This window comes from Stenotrophomonas sp. (assembly GCF_032066555.1).
GTDB lineage: Bacteria > Pseudomonadota > Gammaproteobacteria > Xanthomonadales > Xanthomonadaceae > Stenotrophomonas.
The window spans coordinates 5126-23255 of the sequence record NZ_DAMBKV010000001.1; the positions used below are offsets into that span (position 1 = coordinate 5126).

The following is an 18130-nucleotide window of genomic DNA, read 5'->3' on the forward strand; positions in this document are numbered from 1 at the left end:
GCACTACCGGCTGGCTTTATCGGGAAAGCCTCTGCCGAGCATGGCTCGGCACTACCGGTTGGCTTTATCGGGAAAGCCTCTGCCGAGCATGGCTCGGCACTACAGGTGAAATCGCGGGCAATAAAAAACCCGACACAAGGTCGGGCTTTTCATGCCGGGAGTCTTGCGACCCCGGGTGATCGCGCGGATCAGGCAGCCTTGATGGCCTTGATGCGAGCGGTCAGACGGCTCTTGTGACGCGCAGCCTTGTTCTTGTGAATCAGGCCACGGGCGCTGAAACGGTCGAGGATCGGCTGGGCGACGGCGAAGGCTGCCTCGGCGCCGGCGGCGTCGTTGGCGTCCAGAGCCTTGATCACCTTCTTGACGGCGGTGCGCAGCATCGAACGCTGAGCCGTGTTACGCGCGTTGCGCACAACGGTCTGCTTGGCGCGCTTCTTGGCGGACTTGATATTGGCCACAGTGGTGGTTTCCTGAAAATCGATGTGGTGGGAACAGCAAGCATGCAAGTATGATGGCTGTCCGAATGAACGTCAAGTCAAGTTGTCAAGGGGGCCGTGGGTGAGTTCACCGCGCATGTTGCGGGGGCTGCTGTCGTTCAGCAGCATGACGATGATTTCCCGGGTCCTGGGCCTGGTCCGCGATCAGGTTATCACTACCACCTTCGGTAGCAATGCGGTCACGGATGCATTCTGGGTCGCGTTCCGGGTGCCCAACTTCCTGCGCCGGCTGTTCGCGGAAGGCTCTTTCGCCACCGCCTTCGTGCCGGTTTTCACCGAGGTGAAGGAGACCCGGCCGCATGCCGACCTGCGCGAGCTGATGTCGCGGGTGTCCGGCACCCTGGGCGGCGCGCTGTTGGTGATCACCGCCCTGGCGCTGATTTTCACCCCGCAGCTGGCCTTCCTGTTCAGCAGTGGCGTCAGCGATCCGGCCAAGCAGGGCCTGTTGGTCGATCTGTTCCGGCTGACCTTTCCGTTCCTGCTGTTTGTCTCGCTGACCGCCCTGGCCGGCGGTGCGCTGAACAGCTTCCAGCGGTTCGCGATGCCGGCGCTGACGCCGGTGATCCTCAATCTGTGCATGATCGCCGGCGCGTTGTGGCTGGCGCCACGGCTCGGCGGGACGCCCGAGAAGCAGATCCTAGCGCTGGGCTGGGCGGTGCTGGCGGCCGGCGTGCTGCAGTTGCTGTTCCAGCTGCCGGGCCTGAAAGGCATCAATCTGCTGACCTTGCCACGCTGGGGCTGGAACCACCCCGATGTGCGCAAAGTGCTGACCCTGATGGTGCCAACCCTGTTCGGCTCCTCGGTGGCGCAGATCAACCTGCTGCTGGATACGGTGATTGCCGCCCACCTGACCGATGGCTCGCAGTCCTGGCTGTCGCTGGCGGACCGCTTCCTGGAGCTGCCGCTGGGCGTGTTTGGCGTGGCCCTGGGTACGGTGATCCTGCCGGCGCTGGCCCGCCACCACGTCAAGACGGACGGCGAGGGCTTTTCCAATGCGCTGGATTGGGGGCTGCGGATGACGCTGCTGATCGCCGTGCCGGCGATGTTGGCCCTGCTGTTGCTGGCCGAGCCGCTGATCGCCACCTTGTTCCAGTACCGCAGATTCACCGAATTCGATACCCAGATGACCGCATTGGCGGTTTATGGCCTGAGTTTCGGCCTGCCGGCCTTCGCGTTGCTGAAGGTGGTGCTGCCGGCCTTCTATTCGCGCCAGGACACCAAGACCCCGGTGCGCGCCGGCCTGGTCGCGCTGGTGGCCAATATGGTCTTCAACTTCATCCTGCTGGCGGTGGTTTTCCACTTCATGGTGCCGCCGGAGCTGAGGCAGCAGGGGGTGATGGTGGCCCTGGGCAAGCAGCCGGGCCTGCATCTGGCGCTGGGCATTGCCAGTGCCCTGTCCAGCTATCTGAACCTGGCGCTGCTCTGGTATTGGCTGGGCAAGACCGGGGTCTACCAGCGCCGGCCGGGCTGGGCGGGCTACCTGCTGCGCTTGGTGGTGGCCTGTACTGCGATGGTGGCGGTGCTGCTGGGCCTGCTGCATTGGTTGCCGGAGTTCACGCCGATGGATAAGTGGCAGCGTGCCAGCGCCCTGGCGCTGCTGGTCGGCGCCGGCGGTGCGAGTTATCTGCTGGCGATGATTGCGATGGGCTTCCGTCCCCGCGACCTGCGCGGGCATTGAGCCGCCCGTTATACTTCAGGGCTACACACGACAGAACCGGCCCGTATGGGCCGGATCCGGATGGAATGAGCAGGCTTTTTAGAGACGTCGAAGGCGGGGTGTTGTTCCCGCAGGGAAGCGTGGTCTGCATTGGTGCCTTCGATGGCCTGCACCTGGGCCATCGGGCGCTGGTGCGCCACGCAGTTGCCCGTGCCCGCGCCTTGGGTGTGCCAGCCGTGGCCTTGGGCTTCGAGCCGCTGCCGCGCGAGTTCTTCGCCAAGGACAACCCGCCGCCGCGCTTGATGCTGGCCCGTGACAAGGTCGCCACCCTGCGTGAGCTGGGGGTCGACAGCGTCGGCCTGCTGCGCTTTGACGCCAGGATGGCGGCGATCACCGCAGAGGACTTCGTCCGCGACATGCTGGTGCGCCGGCTCGGTGCGCGCGAAGTCTGGATTGGTCCCAAGTTCCATTTCGGCAACCGCCGTGGCGGCGATATCGCGCTGCTGCAGGCGATGGGCGCCGAGCTCGGCTTTGTCGCTGGTGAAATCGAGCCGGTGCACCTGAACGGCGAACGCATTTCCAGCACCCGCATTCGCGAGTTGATCGTGGCCGGTGAGTTCGATCATGCCGGCGAGTTGCTGGGCCGCCCCTATTCGATTGGTGGCCGGGTGGTGCGCGGGCGCCAGCTGGGCCGCACCCTGGGCTTCCCCACCGCCAACTTGCGTTTCCCGAAAACACCCGCACTTTCTGGTATCTACGCTACGTGGGTACATGGCGTTTTCGAGCAGCCATGGCCGTCGGTGTCGAGCTTCGGCACGCGCCCCACGGTTGAAGGTGTGGAACCGCTGCTCGAGGCACACCTGTTCGACTTCCATGGCGATCTGTACGGCCGCCATATCGAAGTGGAATTTGTCGCCAAGCTGCGGGATGAAGAGAAGTTCAACGATCTGCCGGCGTTGACCGAGCAGATGCACCGTGACGCAGAACAGGCGCGTCGCATCCTCAACGAACACAGATTGCGAGCTACCGCGTGAGCCAGGATTACAAAGCCACCCTCCATCTGCCGGCAACGGAATTCCCGATGCGCGGCGACCTGCCCAAGCGCGAGCCGGGCATCCTGGCACGTTGGGAAGAGCAGGGCATTTACGCGCAGCTTCGCGAGAACGCGAAGGGTCGCCCGCTGTTCGTGCTGCACGACGGCCCGCCGTATGCCAATGGCCAGATCCACCTGGGCCACGCGGTCAACAAGATCCTCAAGGACATCATCGTCAAGTCGCGTTACCTCGACGGCTTCGATGCACCCTACATCCCGGGCTGGGATTGCCATGGCCTGCCGATCGAGATCGCGGTCGAGAAGAAGTGGGGCAAGGTCGGGGTCAAACTCGATGCCGAGCAGTTCCGGCAGAAGTGCCGTGAGTACGCCGAAGAGCAGATCAACCTGCAGCGCGCTGACTTCAAGCGCCTGGGTGTGATTGGCGATTGGGAGAATCCGTACAAGACGCTGAGCTTCGATTTCGAGGCCAACGAGATCCGTGCGCTGTCCAAGATCGTTGCCAACGGCCACCTGGTGCGTGGCGCCAAGCCGGTGCACTGGTGCTTCGACTGTGGCTCGGCGCTGGCTGAAGCGGAAATCGAATACCAGGACAAGACCTCGCCGGCCATCGACGTGGCTTACGCCGCGCGCGATTCCAAGGCGCTTGCCGCCAGCTTCGGTGTAGATCTGCCGGCCGGCGTGGAAGTGGCGGTGCCGATCTGGACCACCACGCCGTGGACGCTGCCGGCATCGCTGGCGGTGTCGCTGGGTGCGGATATCGAATACGCACTGGTTGAAGGCCCGGCCCATAACGGCCAGCCTCGCTGGCTGGTGCTGGCCTCGGCGCTGGCCGAGCGTTCGCTGTCGCGCTACGGCGTGACCGAGGTGGTCGTGCACGGCCATGCCAAGGGTTCGGCGCTGGAGAACCAGCTGCTGGCGCACCCGTTCTACGCCAACCGCGACCTGCCGCTGCTCAACGGTGAGCACGTCTCCGATGCCGATGGTACCGGTGCGGTGCACACCGCACCTGGCCACGGCCAGGAAGACTTCGCGGTCAGCCAGCAGTACGGGCTGATGGACAAGTACAACGCCGGCCAGATCAACCCGGTCGATGGCCGTGGCGTCTACCTGTCGTCGACGCCGCCGGCTGGCACGGTCGAGCTGGCTGGTCAGCATCTGTGGAAGGCACAGCCGCTGATCGTCGAGGTACTGCGTGAGAGCGGCGCGTTGCTGGCCTTCTTCGAGATCCAGCACAGCTACCCGCATTGCTGGCGCCACAAGACGCCGGTGGTGTTCCGTGCCACCCCGCAGTGGTTCATCTCGATGGACAAGGCCAACCTGCGCAACGACGCGATGGCGGCCATCGACAACGTGGGCTGGTTCCCGAGCTGGGGCAAGGCGCGTATCAGCAGCATGGTCGACGGTCGCCCGGACTGGTGCATCAGCCGCCAGCGTACCTGGGGCGTGCCGATTGCCTTGTTCACCCACCGCGAAACCGGTGAGCCGCACCCGCGCAGCGTCGAGCTGATGCAGCAGGTGGCCGATCGTGTGGAGCAGGGCGGCATCGACGTCTGGTATTCGCTGGACGCCAGCGAGCTGCTTGGCGAAGAAGCGGCCCAGTACGAAAAGGTCACCGACATCCTCGATGTCTGGTTCGACTCCGGCGTGACCCATGAAGGCGTGCTGCTGGCACGTGGCTTCGGCAAGCCGGCCGACCTGTACCTGGAAGGCTCGGACCAGCACCGCGGCTGGTTCCAGTCCTCGCTGCTGACCGGCGTGGCCATCGACAAGCACGCGCCGTACAAGCAGTGCCTGACCCACGGTTTTACCGTGGACGAGCACGGCCGCAAGATGTCCAAGTCGCTGGGTAACGGCATCGAGCCGCAGGAAATCATGCGCACCTTGGGCGCGGACATCCTGCGCCTGTGGATTGCCTCGGCCGATTACAGCAACGAGATGTCGCTGTCGCAGGAAATCCTCAAGCGCAACGCCGACGCCTACCGCCGCCTGCGCAACACCGCGCGCTTCCTGCTCGGCAACCTGGACGGTTTCGATCCGACCCAACACCGGGTGGCCTTGCCGGACATGGTCGCCCTGGACCGCTGGATCGTGCATCGCGCGTTCGAGCTGCAGGAGAAGATCAAGGCCGCCTACGCCAACTACAACATGGCCGAGATCGTGCAGCTGCTGCTGAACTTCTGCAGCGTCGACCTGGGTTCGCTGTACCTGGACGTGACCAAGGACCGCCTGTACACGATGCAGGAGGGTTCGCGCGGCCGTCGTTCGGCGCAGACGGCGATGTTCCATATCGCCGAGGCGTTCGTGCGCTGGGTGGCACCGATCCTGACCTTCACCGCCGAAGAGCTGTGGGGCTACCTGCCGGGCAAGCGTGCCGACAACGTGTTGTTCACCACCTGGTACGACGGCCTGGCGCCGTTGCCGGCCGATGCCCAGCTGGGCGCAGCCGATTTCGACCAGTTGCTGGCGCTGCGTGAGCAGGTCTCCAAGGTGCTGGAGCCGATGCGTGCCAATGGCGCCATCGGTGCCGCGCTGGAAGCGGAGATCACCGTCGCTGCCAACGAGGAGCAGGCCGCGCGCTGGCAGCCGCTGGCCGAGGAGCTGCGCTTCCTGTTCATCAGTGGCGATGTCAGCGTGCGCCCGGCGACCACCGACGAGGTGTTTGTCAGCGCGCAGCCGACCGACAAGGCCAAGTGCGTGCGTTGCTGGCATTACCGCGCCGATGTCGGCTCGGTCGAGGCGCATCCGGAACTGTGCGGCCGTTGCGTCAGCAATATCGACGGTGCTGGCGAAGACCGCCGCTGGTTCTGATGGCGAGCAGCGAGTAAACAGGAGGGAGAAGCGAGAAACGGCAACGGTCTCCTTCTCGCTTCTTTGGTTGTTGAACTTTCAAGGGTGTTTGCATGCAGTCCAAAGCGGTTAAACCCAATGCGTTGATCTACCTGCTGGTGTCGGTGGCCGTGATCGGCCTAGACCAGTGGAGCAAGGCCTGGGTGCTGTCCAGCCTGCCTGAGTTCACCCCGGTGCCGGTGATCGAGGGTTTCTGGAACTGGTACCGCACCTATAACACCGGCGCAGCATTCAGCTTCCTCAGTGATGCCGGTGGCTGGCAGTTGTGGTTCTTCACCTTTCTGGCCGTCGCGATCAGTGGGTTGATGGCGTTCTGGCTGTCGCGCACGCCGCGCGCCAACTGGCGCAGTGCGCTGCCGTATGCGCTGGTGATCGGTGGTGCCATCGGCAATGTCATCGACCGCCAGATTCATGGTCACGTGGTGGATTTCATCCAGTGGTATATCGGTGACCATTACTGGCCCTCGTTCAACATCGCAGACGCGGCGATCGTGGGTGGCGCCATTGGCATCGCGTTGATGGGCCTGCTTGATGGCAAGGCCGAGAAAAAAGCTGGATGATTCCGGCATCTGTTCCCGCATTAGCGACCGTCAGCGGTCGGAGTCGTTGAAGATGGACGTATTGCTCGCCAATCCCCGTGGTTTCTGTGCCGGTGTCGACCGCGCCATCGAGATCGTCAAACGCGCCATCGAAACCCTGGGTGCGCCGATCTATGTGCGTCACGAGGTGGTGCACAACCGTTTCGTGGTCGATGACCTGAAGGCGCGCGGCGCCATCTTCGTGGAAGAGCTTGATGAGGTGCCGGATGGAAATACCGTCATCTTCAGTGCGCATGGTGTGTCGCAGGCGGTGCGCATGGAGGCCGATCGTCGTGGCCTGAAGGTCTTCGATGCTACCTGCCCGTTGGTGACCAAGGTCCATCTGGAAGTCGCACGTCACTGCCGCGCCGGCCGCGACGTGGTGCTGATCGGCCACGAAGGCCATCCCGAAGTGGAAGGCACCATGGGCCAGTGGAACCGCGAGAAGGGCGTGGGCCATATCTATCTGGTCGAGAGCGTGGAAGATGTCGAGAAGCTGCAGGTATCGCAGCCGGAGAACTTCGCCTACACCACCCAGACCACCTTGTCGGTGGATGACACCCGCGCGGTGATCGAAGCGCTGCGCAAGCATTTTCCCAAGATCCAGGGGCCGAAGAACGACGACATCTGCTACGCCACGCAGAACCGCCAGGATGCGGTACGCGACCTGGCCAAGGAATGTGATCTGGTGCTGGTGGTGGGTTCGCCGAACAGCTCCAATTCCAACCGCCTCAGCGAGCTTGCACGTCGTGAAGGCGTGGAGTCCTACCTGATCGATGGCGCGGACGAGATCGATCCGCAATGGGTGGTCGGCAAGCAGCACATCGGCCTGACGGCCGGTGCATCGGCACCGCAGGTGCTGGTCGACGGTGTGATTGCACGGTTGCGCGAACTGGGCGCGGGTAGCGTGCGCGAGACGGGTGGCGAGCCGGAAACCATGGTGTTCGCGCTGCCGAAGGAATTGCGTCTGCGCCTTGTGGACTGAGGGCGGACACTACGGTACTACGAGCGATGAAGCCGATCCTCCGGGTCGGCTTTATTCGTTTTTGGGCGTTGCCGTGATCGCGGTGCCTGGGGTACTGAATTCCTGGCTCGCGCGCTTGGCGATGAAGTCGATGAAGACACGCACCCGCGGCACCTGCGCTGCCATCGGCGGCCAGACCAGAAAGATGCCGGTCGGTGCGGCGGAGTAGTTGCCAAGCACCTGCAGCAACCGACCATTGACGACGTCTTCGCGAACGACATAGTCAGGCAGTTGCACGATGCCCAGTCCGACCAGTGCGGCACTTGCCAGCGCCGCGACATCATTCAGGGCGGAGTCGGGTGTGGTGGACCTGGGTAGTGCCCCGTCCCGGAATCGCCAGGGTTCCAGTCGCTCGTTGTCCGGATGCCGGTAATGGATGCAGCAGTGGCAGGCCAGATCCATGGGCGAGCCGGGAACGCCGTGCTCGGCAAGATAGCGCGGTGAAGCACAAGTAACGAGTGCATAAGACCCCAGTCGACGCGCCTGCAGGCTGGAATTTTCCAGTTCGCCTGCCCATAGCGCGAGGTCAAAGCCATCCTCGACGATGTCGCGACGGTCGGCATCGAGACTGAGCGCGACGTCGACTTCGGGATGCTGCATGGCGAAGTCGCGCAGTGCGGGTAGCACGAACTTGCGCCCCAGAAGGGGACTGGCGGTGATCTTCAGGCGTCCGCGTGGCGTGCGTTGACGCATGTTCAGTTCGCGCTCGGCCTCCTGCAGGTCGCTCACCACTTTGTTCGCGTAGTGGTACAGCACTTCGCCTTCGCCGGTGAGCGCCAGGGAACGGGTAGTGCGGTTGAGCAGGCGCATGCCCAGGCGCAACTCCAGTCGCTCGACGGATTTGCCGACCGCCGAAGCGGATAGGCCCAGTTGCCGGCCTGCCGCCGAAAAGCTTCCCGCCCGCACTGCGGAAGCGAACGCGATCAAACCATTCAATGATTCCAGCGATGAGAGGACTGAGGACATTTGTTCCTGGCTGTGATGACAGTTGCATGGATTCTGATTGCGCTGCCGACGACCGACGATGTACGCCAAGGTTTCGCCAACGACAGCGCTTGCGGCACGGCTGTTTGACGCTGGCGGAGGTTGGTTTGACGGTTCTGCGGCAAGGAGGTGCTCGCCATGGCGACTCGGCAAAAATACGCGGGTACAGGGGCGCAGGTGCGCGGTGACAGTGCGCATGCGCTGGCCAGTTCGGAGGAGTCGCACTACGACGTGGTGATTGTCGGGGGCGGTTCGGCGGGCGCGGTGATGGCGCGTCGGCTCAGCGAGGAGTCGTACCGGCGTGTCCTGCTGATCGAGGCGGGGCCAGCCTATGCGCCCGACGCCTACCCCGACGCGGTGCGCCAGCAGCACATCATCGGCGGCGATGCCACGCACGACTGGGGATATTCGGCCGAACCCACGCGCTACGGTACGACGATACCGGTCCCGCGTGGCAAGGTGCTGGGTGGCTGTTCGGCGGTCAACGCAGGTGTGGCGATGCGCGCACCGGCGGGCGACTTCGAGCGCTGGACCGCGGCAGGCCTGGAACACTGGACGGCACAGGATGTGTTGCCGTTCTTCCAGCGCAGCGAGCGCACGGTGCACGGCGAGGATGCCGTGCATGGCCGCAGCGGGCCGTGGCCCATCCATTACCTGCAGGATGATGAAGTCTCGGACATGCAGCGCGCCTTCATCGCCGCGGCGCTGCAGGCGGGCTTTACGCAGGTGGATGACTTCAACGGCGAGCAGCCGTTCGGCGTCGGTCCTTATCCGATGAACAACCGGATGGGGCAGCGGCTCAATACCGGCATGACCTATCTTTCGCTCGATGTGCGGATGCGCCCCAACCTGACCATCCGCAGCGAGGCACTGGTTGATCGTGTCATTTTCGAGGGCCGGCGCGCGGCAGCGGTGCTGCTGGCCGATGGCCAACGTATTGCCGCTGGCAACATCGTGCTGAGTGCCGGCGCCTATGGCACCGCAGCGGTGTTGCTGCGCTCCGGGATTGGCCCGGCGAAGCATCTGCAGGAGCTGGATATCGAGGTGGTTGCCGACCTGCCGGTCGGCCAGCGACTGCAGGAACACCCATTCTTCTATACCACCTGGGCCGCGCGCCCGGATCGGCTCGGTCTGCCGGTGCCGCCGGTCGGTGCAATCCTGTGGGCGCGCTCGTCCCAGGCTGCCGCCAATGTCGGTGATCTGCATGTGTCGGCAGTGCATTACGGTGACCCGCAAGCCTCGCCCACCGGGGCGATCTTCATGCTGGCCTTGGCATTGACCCGGCCACGCGCGCTGGGCTCGGTGACGCTGCGTTCGCGCGCGCCGGAGGCGGCGCCGGTCATTGCACTCAACCTGTTGAACGATGCACAGGACCGGCAATTGATGGTGGAAGGCATCAAGCTGATCCGGCATATCGCCAGACAAGCGCCCTTGGCGGCGTTGATTGCCGAGGAGATGGTGCCGGGCGCGCTGGCAACTTCGTACGAGGCACTGGAAGCGGCGCTGCCCACGGCGCTGGACATCTACCACCACCCCACCTCCACCGCGCCGATGGGCGGTGCGAACGATGCGCACGCGGTCACCGACTACCAGGGGCGCGTACGCGGTGTGGACGGGTTGCGCGTGGCCGATGCCTCTGCTTTTCCGGATGTGCCATGCGTGGCAACCAATCCGACCGTGATCATGCTGGCCGAGCGCATCAGCCAGTGGATGCGGGATGCAGGCTGCTGATGTGGCGCAACGAGCTCGCATCGCGTTTGAAGCGCACCTTGCTGATCTGGCTGGCGGTGTATCCCACCGTGTTGACGGTGGTGAGTGTGTTCGGCTCGTACTTCAAACAATGGCCATTGCCGCTGCGGGTGATGGGGTCGACGCTGATCATCGTGCCGATCGTGGTCAACATCAGCGCGCCCTTGGTGGAGCTGCTGGTATCCGCAGTGTGGCGCCCTGCGGCAAACGACCGGCAAGGGCCGGTGGACCCTGAATAATCAACGTGCGGAGGCCGCATGAGCGGATCGAGCAAATCCCCGGATCACCTGCGGCGGGCTGCCAACTGGATCAATGGCATTCCGCGTTTTGATGGCGTGCTCAAGGATTCAATAAATCCGGCTACGTATGAGGTGATCGGCAGCTACCCGGACAATGGTCGTGCTGCGGCGATGGCGGCGGTAGCGGCTGCATCGCAGGCCTTCCAGCAGACCCTGTGGGCGCACGACCATGAGTTGCGCGCGCAGGTGCTGGAGCAGCTGGCGCAGGCGTTCGAGCGCAACCGGGATCGCTTGGCCGAGATCCTTTCACTGGAGAACGGCAAGATCGCCGCCGAGGCCAAGTTCGAACTGGACATGGTGCCCAGCAAGCTGCGCTATTCGGCGGCGACCGCGATGTTGGAGGCGGGCCGCGCGCTGCGCCCGAAGCCGGGCCGGCTGTCGATGGTCCTGCGCCAGCCGATGGGGGTGGCGGCGGTGATTGCTCCCTGGAACTCGCCGGTGGTGCTGAGCATCCGTTCCTTGGCACCGGCATTGGCCGCTGGCTGCACCGCAGTGATCAAACTGCCGGCGCAGGTAGCGCAGATCGCCAGCACCATGGCCAGGATCATGGCCGAAGCCGAATCCCTGCCGCGTGGTGTCATCAATCTGTTCTTCGAAAGCGGTGCTGAAGGCTCCAGCTACCTGGTGGAGTCGCCGCAAGTACCGGTAGTGAGTTTTACCGGATCCACCCGCACCGGCCGGGCGATAAGCGGTAGCGGGGCCAGGCACCTCAAACGCTTCGGCATGGAGCTGGGGGGCAAGACGCCGATGATCCTGTTCGAGGATGCCGATCTGGGCCAGGCATTGCCCATGCTGGAGAAAGCACTGACGGTCTTCAGTGGCCAGTTCTGCATGACCGGCTCACGCCTGCTGGTGCATGACGCGCTCTACGACGCGGTGCGTGATGGCATGGGCGCGCGCCTACGCATGGTCAAGGTGGGCCCGGCGGCGGACCCGCGCAGTGACATGGGGCCGTTGATCGATCGCGCAAATGTGGCGCGGGTGGATGCAGTGGTCGAGGACGCAATTGGCTCCGGCGCGATCGTGGTTGAACGTGGAGGCCCCATTACCACCGGTCCGCTGCGCAAAGGCGCGTTCTTCCGCCCGGCCTTGCTGGAAGTGTTCGACAACGCACTGGATATCATCCAGCAGGAAACCTTCGGGCCGGTGCTCACCATTCAACGCTTCAATGACGAGGCACAGGCGATCCGCCTGGCCAACGACAGCGAATACGGCTTGGCTGCCAGCGTCTGGACGCGCGACGTGGACCGCGCATTGCGTGTTGCCGAGGCGCTGGATGCCGGCTCGGTCTGGATCAATGACTGGGCGCGGGTTTTCGATGGCACGGAGGAGGGCGGCTTCAAGCAGTCCGGGCTGGGGCGACTGAATGGACTGGCCGCCCTGGAAGACTTTCTGGAATACAAACATATCGCGCTGCGCCCTGGTATGAGTGAGCGCTGATCTGCGCCGCGCCTGCGCGAGCTGCTGTCTGCTGCCACGGCGGTGCGGTGCGAGGACACGACGATGGCGACAGACATGTCGCAGGCGCTGTTCGCTGCCCTGCGCGCCGGGGCAAAGGTGGCCACCGGTGGCCGGGTGAATCATGCACGCGGCCTGCTGGTGGAAGGGCATTTCCGTGCCACCGCCACTGCGCCGCAGTTCTGCATGGCCGCCGTATTCGGCGGCGAGGACCAGCGCGTAGTCGCGCGTTTTTCCAGCTCCGGTGCCAATCCATATATAGATCAGCGCAGCCCCGCCGGCGAACCGCGCGGCCTCGCCCTGCGGATTGGCAACAAGGCGGGAATGGTGCTGATAGGGCACTCGCTGGAAGGCTTTCCGGCCAGTGATCCGGAAGCGTTTCTCGCTTTCTTGAATGCATTGAATCAACGCGAGCGCTCACCGGCGATGCTGGCGGCGCAGATGGCCGGTTGCCCGGCGGTGGCGCGTTTCGAGGAATTGCGCGCAGGTGCGGTGACCAGCAGCTTCAGCGCCCTGGATTACCACATGCTGCACGCCTACCGGCTGATCGCTCCGGACGGGCACGCGCGCATCGGCCGCCTCAGTGTGCGCGCGACCAAGCCCTATGTCGCCCGCGCGCCGCCGGACGGCCCGGATTACCTGGACAAGCGTCTGCGCGGCGAACTATCGAAGGGCAGGGTGGTATTTGCCCTGCTGTTTACCCCGGCGCCCGAGGGTGAGGATCCGGCCGACATCAGCCGCGGCTGGGACCCGGCCACGCCATCATTCGCGCTTGGCCACATCTGGCTGGAGCGGCTGCTGCCGCAGCAGGCCAGCCAGCGCAAAGTGGCCTTCGATCCGGCGTTGTTACCGGCCGGGATAGGGTTTGCAGGCGACCCGATGCTGCACGCAAGGCTCAGGGCGTATCGGCTGGCTGCGGTGCGGCGGCTGGGGCGGTAGATGGTGTTGTGGTGCCGGGTCGAGTGCTGTGGTTTCCCTCCTGCACTCGGACTGATGATCACTTCGGGCAATTGCCGGGCTTGGCCAGCGCCAACTGTCCCAAGGCTCGGGACAGTCTCTTGCAGCGGATGGATTGACCGCGGCTCCCGCCTTTGCCTACAATTCGCGCCTTCGCCGGAATAGCTCAGTTGGTAGAGCGGCGCATTCGTAATGCGTAGGTCGTAGGTTCGATTCCTATTTCCGGCACCAGATCAGGCCCGCCTTGCGCGGGCCTTTTCTGTGTGTGAAGCCCGATGCGCGTTTGAGCATGGGGGTGCGCTTGTTGCCGCTTATAAACCTGAACGGGGCTGGCGGCTGTTGCTGCGCGCATTCATCGCATCGGCAGATCTTCTCTTCGGGGCCGGCTTTTGCCGTCGCAGTTGCTGGATGCTGGCGGCCGCGAAGGCGATGAGTCGCTTTCGTTGTGAACAACGCAGGGCTTTGCTGTATCTGCCCCTCGCTGCGCGCAGGTGCGACAACGTGTCGCACTCCGCTGCCCGCTTTTGCTGCGCGAAATCATTGTCAATACCTTTCTTAAGTGGTGTGTGAAGGCCTAAAATTGCGGGGCTGAAATCTGACAACCCCCTACATGTCTCCCCGGTGGGCAATCCCCGGGCGCTTGTTTGCGTTTGCATGTATGGGCTTGCCAGGTGCGGCTCTCCCTCGCAATTGGATCGACCGATGATTCCGTTGAAAACTCTTGGACGCTTTTTGCGTCCGGGCCTCATTGTCGCTATGGCCGTCTTGATGACGGGCTGCGACTGGGCCCTGTTTGACCCCAAGGGCCAGATCGCCCGGGACGAACTCACGCTGCTGATCACCTGTACGGTGCTGATGTTGCTGGTGGTCATCCCAGTGATCGTGCTGACGCTGGTGTTCGCGTGGAAGTACCGCGCATCCAACACCAAGGCCCGTTACGAGCCCAACTGGTCTCACTCCACCGCCATCGAAGTGGTGGTCTGGTCGATCCCGTGCATGATCATCCTGGTCCTGGCCGTGCTGACCTGGCGTTCTTCGCATGCGCTGGATCCGTACAAGCCGCTGGAGTCCGATACCAAGCCGGTGGTGATCGAAGCGATCTCGCTGGACTGGAAGTGGCTGTTCGTCTACCCGGAAGAAAACATCGCCGTGGTCAACGAGCTGACCTTCCCGGTTGATGCCCCGCTGAACTTCAAGATCACCGCCGATACGGTGATGAATGCGTTCTTCATTCCGCATCTGGGCAGCATGATCTACTCGATGGCCGGCATGGAGACCAAGCTGCACCTGATCGCCAACGAGGCCGGCAGCTATGAAGGCCGCTCCTCGCATTACAGCGGTGCAGGCTTCAGCAAGATGCATTTCACCGCGCATGCGGTGAGCAACGAGGAATACCAGGCCTGGTTGGCCAAGGTGCGCGGCGATGCCAAGGTCATGGACCAGAAGGCATTTACCGAACTCACCACCGAGCAGAACCACGACTGGCACCCGGTGACCTATTACGGCAGCACCGAGAAGGGCCTGTTCGACGCCATCATTGCCAAGCATGCCGGTGAGAACCACCACTTCGGCATGAAGCACGATGGCAAGAAGATGTCGCACGAAGGTGCTGGCCACGAGGCGATGCAGGCCGAAGCCATGGACCACGCTGCGATGGGCCATGACGCGATGGACCACGCCGCCATGAGCCACGAGGCTCCTGCCGCCGCTGCGCCTGCTGCCGCCACGGCTGACGGCCACGCCGGTCACACTGCCAACGAGCCCGCCGAAGCCGCACATGCCGGCCATGGCGCCTCGGGAGAATGACGATGCTTGGAAAACTCTCTCTTGATTCACTGCCGCACGATCCGATCGTGCTTACCACCCTCATCGGCGCGGTGCTGGGCGGCCTGGCTGTTGTAGCCGCGGTCACCAAGTTCAAGCTGTGGGGCTACCTGTGGAAGGAGTGGTTCACCTCGGTGGACCACAAGAAGATCGGCGCGATGTACCTGATCGTGGCGTTCGTGATGCTGCTGCGCGGCTTCTCCGACGCGATCATGATGCGTGCCCAGCAGGCGGTTGCCGCTGGCGGTGCCGAAGGCTATCTGCCGCCACACCACTACGACCAGATCTTCACCGCCCATGGCGTGATCATGATCTTCTTCGTGGCCATGCCGCTGATCACCGGTTTGATGAACCTGGTGGTGCCGCTGCAGATCGGTGCCCGCGACGTTGCCTTCCCGTTCCTGAACTCGCTGAGCTTCTGGCTGTTCGTCGCAGGCTGCGGCCTGATGATGATCTCGCTGTGGATCGGTGAATTCGCGGCGACCGGTTGGCTGGCGTTCCCGCCCTTGTCAGGGTTGGAATACAGTCCAAGCGTCGGTATGGATTACTACATCTGGGCGCTGCAGGTCTCCGGCCTGGGTACCACGCTGAGCGGCATCAACTTCTTCATCACCATCCTCAAGATGCGTAGCCCGGGCATGAAGCTGATGCACATGCCGGTGTTCAGCTGGACCGCCCTGGTCACCAACCTGCTGATCATTGCTGCCTTCCCGGTGCTGACCATCACCCTGGTGCTGCTGACCCTGGACCGTTACCTGGGTACGCACTTCTTCACCAACGATGGTGGCGGCAACGCCATGCTGTACATCAACCTGATCTGGATCTGGGGCCACCCGGAGGTCTACATCCTGGTGCTGCCGGCATTCGGTGTGTTCTCTGAAGTGATCGCCACGTTCTCGCGCAAGACCCTGTTCGGCTACAAGGGCATGGTCTACGCCACCTGTGCGATCGGTGTGCTGTCGTTCCTGGTGTGGTTGCACCACTTCTTCACCATGGGCTCGGGTGCAAACGTCAATGCCTTCTTCGGCATCACGACGATGATCATCTCGATCCCGACCGGCGTGAAGATCTTCAACTGGCTGTTCACGATGTACCGCGGCCGCGTGCACTTCACCTCGCCGGTGTTGTGGACGATCGGCTTCATGGTCACCTTCACCATCGGCGGCATGACCGGCGTGATGTTGGCGATCCCGGCCATCGACTTCGTGCTGCATAACTCGCTGTTCCTGATTGCCCACTTCCACAACGTCATCATCGGCGGCGTGGTGTTCGGCATGTTTGCCGGTATCACCTACTGGTGGCCGAAGATGTTCGGTTTCACCTTGAATGAAACCTGGGGCAAGCGCGCGTTCTGGGGCTGGTTCATCGGCTTCTACGTGGCCTTCATGCCGCTGTACGCACTGGGCTTCATGGGTGCTACGCGTCGTATGCAGAGCTACCCGAACATGGACTACCAGCCGTACTTCGTGGTTGCTGCGATCGGTGCTGCGATCATCGCCCTGGGCATCCTGTGCCAGGTGATCCAGATCGCCGTGTCCATCCGCGACCGCAAGAAGAACCTGGACCTCACCGGCGATCCGTGGGATGCCCGTACCCTGGAGTGGGAAACCGCTTCCCCGGTGCAGTTCTACAACTTCGCCACCCTGCCGAAGGGTGAGGAGCTGGACGAATTCTGGCACCGCAAGCAGCGCGGCGAAGCCTGGCAGAAGCCGGCCAAGTACAGCGACATCCACATGCCGAAGAACACCGGTACCGGTGTTGTCATCGGCGCGTTCAGCCTGGTGCTGGGCTTTGCGATGGTCTGGCACATGTGGGTGCTGGCCATCATCGGCCTGGTCGGCATGATCGCCACCTTCATCTACCGTACCTTCGACAAGGACGTGGATTACTGGGTGCCGGCGGCCGAGGTGGAACGTATCGAGAACGAACACCGTAAGCACCTGGAAGCTCAGGGCTTGGTGAAGACCGAGGTGAAGGCATGAGCACGAACGCCCACACGATGACCCACGGTTCCGCAGCGCACGCTGCGGACCATGGCGATGACCATCACGAGCATCACGACACCAGCGAGAACACCGTCTTCGGTTTCTGGGTGTACCTGATGAGCGATCTGCTCATCTTCGCCACCCTGTTCGTGACCTATGTGGTTCTGTCTGGCGGCACCAATGGTGGCCCGTCGGCCAAGGACCTGTTCGAGCTGCCGTTCGTGGCGTGGGAAACCGCGCTGCTGCTGGTGTCCTCGCTGACCTTCGGCCTGGGCATGATCGCCATGCACCAGTCGAAGAAGGGCCTGATGTTCTTCTGGCTGGCCATCACCTGGCTGCTGGGTGCCGGCTTCATGGGCATGGAAATCTGGGAGTTCAACCACCTGATCCATAACGGCCACGGCCCGGACAAGAGTGCCTTCCTGTCGGCATTCTTTGCCCTGGTGGGTACCCACGGTCTGCACGTGACTGCTGGTCTGCTGTGGTTGGCGGTGATGTTCATCCAGCTCAAGCAGGATGGCCTGACTCCGCGCAACAAGACCCGCATGGCGTGCCTGAGCCTGTTCTGGCACTTCCTGGATCTGGTCTGGATCGGCGTGTTCTCTGTCGTTTATCTGTCGGGAGCGATGTAATGTCCGCACATGACAATCATGCACACGGTGCCGCTGGCGAGAGCCACGGCAGCGTCAAGTCTTACCTGATCGGCTTCGTGCTGGCTGCCGTGCTCACCATCATCCCGTTCTGGGTGGTGATGAGCGGTGGCATGTCCAGCTTCGCCACCGGCGCGGTGATCGTGGTTGCAGGCATCCTGCAGCTGTTGGTGCACCTGGTGTTCTTCCTGCACCTTGACCGTTCCTCGGCTGCCCGCTGGAACGTCAATGCCGGCATGTTCACCCTGGTGGTGATCGGCATCATCGTGCTGGGTACGCTGTGGGTCATGTGGAACATGAACGCCCACATGATGCACTGAGCGGTTTGATCGCTTGATGCACAGCAAGGGCCGCCGCAAGGCGGCCTTTGTTTTTGTTTTTTTTGTAGTGCCGAGCCATGCTCAGCAAAGGCGTTCCCGACAATGCATCCGCCAGCCGCAGTTGTAGGAGCGGCGTAAGCCGCGAAGCTGTCCATCCTCCAGGGAACGGCATTCCTGGGATCTGCAGAATCACGGGCTTCGCGGCTTACGCCGCTCCCACAAAGCTGGCCGGCATTGTTGGCGAAGC

General features: G+C 63.3%; 15 protein-coding genes and 1 tRNA gene. 14 read left to right on the top strand and 2 right to left on the bottom strand.

All coding sequences use genetic code 11. The annotated features are described in order from the left end of the window. Positions 1-188: 188 nt before the first annotated feature. Positions 189-458, bottom strand: coding sequence for a 30S ribosomal protein S20 (gene rpsT / locus RT131_RS00025; protein WP_057629708.1), 270 nt, complete (start codon positions 456-458; stop codon positions 189-191). A gap of 115 nt (positions 459-573) precedes the next feature. On the opposite strand from rpsT, the gene murJ reads away from it, so the two are divergent. From murJ to ispH, 5 genes are all read left to right on the top strand, one after another. Then, positions 574-2175, top strand: a complete 1602-nt coding sequence (gene murJ, locus RT131_RS00030) for a murein biosynthesis integral membrane protein MurJ (RefSeq protein WP_313170174.1) — start codon at positions 574-576, stop codon at positions 2173-2175. Positions 2176-2240: 65 nt separating this feature from the next. Further along, complete coding sequence (locus tag RT131_RS00035; protein ID WP_313169174.1) at positions 2241-3188, top strand: bifunctional riboflavin kinase/FAD synthetase; 948 nt, start codon at positions 2241-2243, stop codon at positions 3186-3188. Continuing rightward, entirely contained in the window at positions 3185-6016 is a 2832-nt protein-coding gene (ileS, locus tag RT131_RS00040; RefSeq protein ID WP_313169175.1) for an isoleucine--tRNA ligase, read from the top strand. The genes RT131_RS00035 and ileS overlap by 4 nt, the downstream gene beginning before the upstream one ends. Positions 6017-6108: 92 nt before the next feature. Next, positions 6109-6615: a signal peptidase II gene (lspA, locus tag RT131_RS00045; protein ID WP_313169177.1), complete on the top strand. Its 507-nt coding sequence runs from the start codon at positions 6109-6111 to the stop codon at positions 6613-6615. Positions 6616-6667: 52 nt separating this feature from the next. Beyond that, on the top strand, positions 6668-7618 hold the full coding sequence (gene ispH / locus RT131_RS00050; protein ID WP_313169179.1) for a 4-hydroxy-3-methylbut-2-enyl diphosphate reductase: 951 nt from the start codon (positions 6668-6670) through the stop codon (positions 7616-7618). A 51-nt stretch (positions 7619-7669) separates the two neighbouring features. Here the strand turns inward: ispH and RT131_RS00055 are convergent, their stop codons facing one another. After that, complete coding sequence (locus tag RT131_RS00055) at positions 7670-8623, bottom strand: LysR substrate-binding domain-containing protein (protein ID WP_313169181.1); 954 nt, start codon at positions 8621-8623, stop codon at positions 7670-7672. A gap of 156 nt (positions 8624-8779) precedes the next feature. Between RT131_RS00055 and RT131_RS00060 the strand changes: the two genes are divergently transcribed. The 9 genes from RT131_RS00060 (at position 8780) to cyoD (ending at position 17883) form a co-directional block, all read left to right on the top strand. Further along, positions 8780-10372, top strand: coding sequence for a GMC family oxidoreductase N-terminal domain-containing protein (locus RT131_RS00060; protein ID WP_313169183.1), 1593 nt, complete (start codon positions 8780-8782; stop codon positions 10370-10372). Then, positions 10372-10629, top strand: coding sequence for a hypothetical protein (locus RT131_RS00065; RefSeq protein ID WP_313169185.1), 258 nt, complete (start codon positions 10372-10374; stop codon positions 10627-10629). Before RT131_RS00060 ends, RT131_RS00065 begins: the two co-directional genes overlap by 1 nt. A gap of 18 nt (positions 10630-10647) precedes the next feature. Beyond that, positions 10648-12129: an aldehyde dehydrogenase family protein gene (locus RT131_RS00070; RefSeq protein ID WP_313169187.1), complete on the top strand. Its 1482-nt coding sequence runs from the start codon at positions 10648-10650 to the stop codon at positions 12127-12129. Between the two features lie 63 nt (positions 12130-12192). Next, a complete protein-coding gene (locus RT131_RS00075; protein WP_313169188.1) occupies positions 12193-13086 on the top strand; it encodes a catalase in 894 nt (297 codons plus the stop codon). 173 nt (positions 13087-13259) lie between these two features. Continuing rightward, positions 13260-13335, top strand: a tRNA-Thr gene (locus RT131_RS00080). 471 nt (positions 13336-13806) lie between these two features. Continuing rightward, entirely contained in the window at positions 13807-14910 is a 1104-nt protein-coding gene (cyoA, locus tag RT131_RS00085) for a ubiquinol oxidase subunit II (RefSeq protein ID WP_313169190.1), read from the top strand. A 2-nt stretch (positions 14911-14912) separates the two neighbouring features. Beyond that, positions 14913-16910: a cytochrome o ubiquinol oxidase subunit I gene (gene cyoB, locus RT131_RS00090; protein ID WP_313169192.1), complete on the top strand. Its 1998-nt coding sequence runs from the start codon at positions 14913-14915 to the stop codon at positions 16908-16910. 17 nt (positions 16911-16927) lie between these two features. After that, a complete protein-coding gene (cyoC, locus tag RT131_RS00095) occupies positions 16928-17545 on the top strand; it encodes a cytochrome o ubiquinol oxidase subunit III (protein WP_313170176.1) in 618 nt (205 codons plus the stop codon). Continuing rightward, positions 17545-17883: a cytochrome o ubiquinol oxidase subunit IV gene (gene cyoD, locus RT131_RS00100; RefSeq protein ID WP_313169194.1), complete on the top strand. Its 339-nt coding sequence runs from the start codon at positions 17545-17547 to the stop codon at positions 17881-17883. Before cyoC ends, cyoD begins: the two co-directional genes overlap by 1 nt. Positions 17884-18130 lie beyond the last annotated feature (247 nt).

Excerpts from the sequence above, each read along its gene's own strand:
- lspA (WP_313169177.1), top strand. The coding sequence starts at position 6,109 with ATGCAGTCCAAAGCGGTTAAACCCAATGCGTTGATCTACCTGCTGGTG.
- RT131_RS00055 (WP_313169181.1), bottom strand. The coding sequence starts at position 8,623 with ATGTCCTCAGTCCTCTCATCGCTGGAATCATTGAATGGTTTGATCGCG.
- cyoA (WP_313169190.1), top strand. The coding sequence starts at position 13,807 with ATGATTCCGTTGAAAACTCTTGGACGCTTTTTGCGTCCGGGCCTCATT.
- cyoD (WP_313169194.1), top strand. The coding sequence starts at position 17,545 with ATGTCCGCACATGACAATCATGCACACGGTGCCGCTGGCGAGAGCCAC.
- cyoC (WP_313170176.1), top strand. The coding sequence starts at position 16,928 with ATGACCCACGGTTCCGCAGCGCACGCTGCGGACCATGGCGATGACCAT.
- RT131_RS00060 (WP_313169183.1), top strand. The coding sequence starts at position 8,780 with ATGGCGACTCGGCAAAAATACGCGGGTACAGGGGCGCAGGTGCGCGGT.
- RT131_RS00075 (WP_313169188.1), top strand. The coding sequence starts at position 12,193 with ATGGCGACAGACATGTCGCAGGCGCTGTTCGCTGCCCTGCGCGCCGGG.
- murJ (WP_313170174.1), top strand. The coding sequence starts at position 574 with ATGTTGCGGGGGCTGCTGTCGTTCAGCAGCATGACGATGATTTCCCGG.
- ispH (WP_313169179.1), top strand. The coding sequence starts at position 6,668 with ATGGACGTATTGCTCGCCAATCCCCGTGGTTTCTGTGCCGGTGTCGAC.
- RT131_RS00065 (WP_313169185.1), top strand. The coding sequence starts at position 10,372 with ATGTGGCGCAACGAGCTCGCATCGCGTTTGAAGCGCACCTTGCTGATC.
- cyoB (WP_313169192.1), top strand. The coding sequence starts at position 14,913 with ATGCTTGGAAAACTCTCTCTTGATTCACTGCCGCACGATCCGATCGTG.
- RT131_RS00070 (WP_313169187.1), top strand. The coding sequence starts at position 10,648 with ATGAGCGGATCGAGCAAATCCCCGGATCACCTGCGGCGGGCTGCCAAC.
- RT131_RS00035 (WP_313169174.1), top strand. The coding sequence starts at position 2,241 with ATGAGCAGGCTTTTTAGAGACGTCGAAGGCGGGGTGTTGTTCCCGCAG.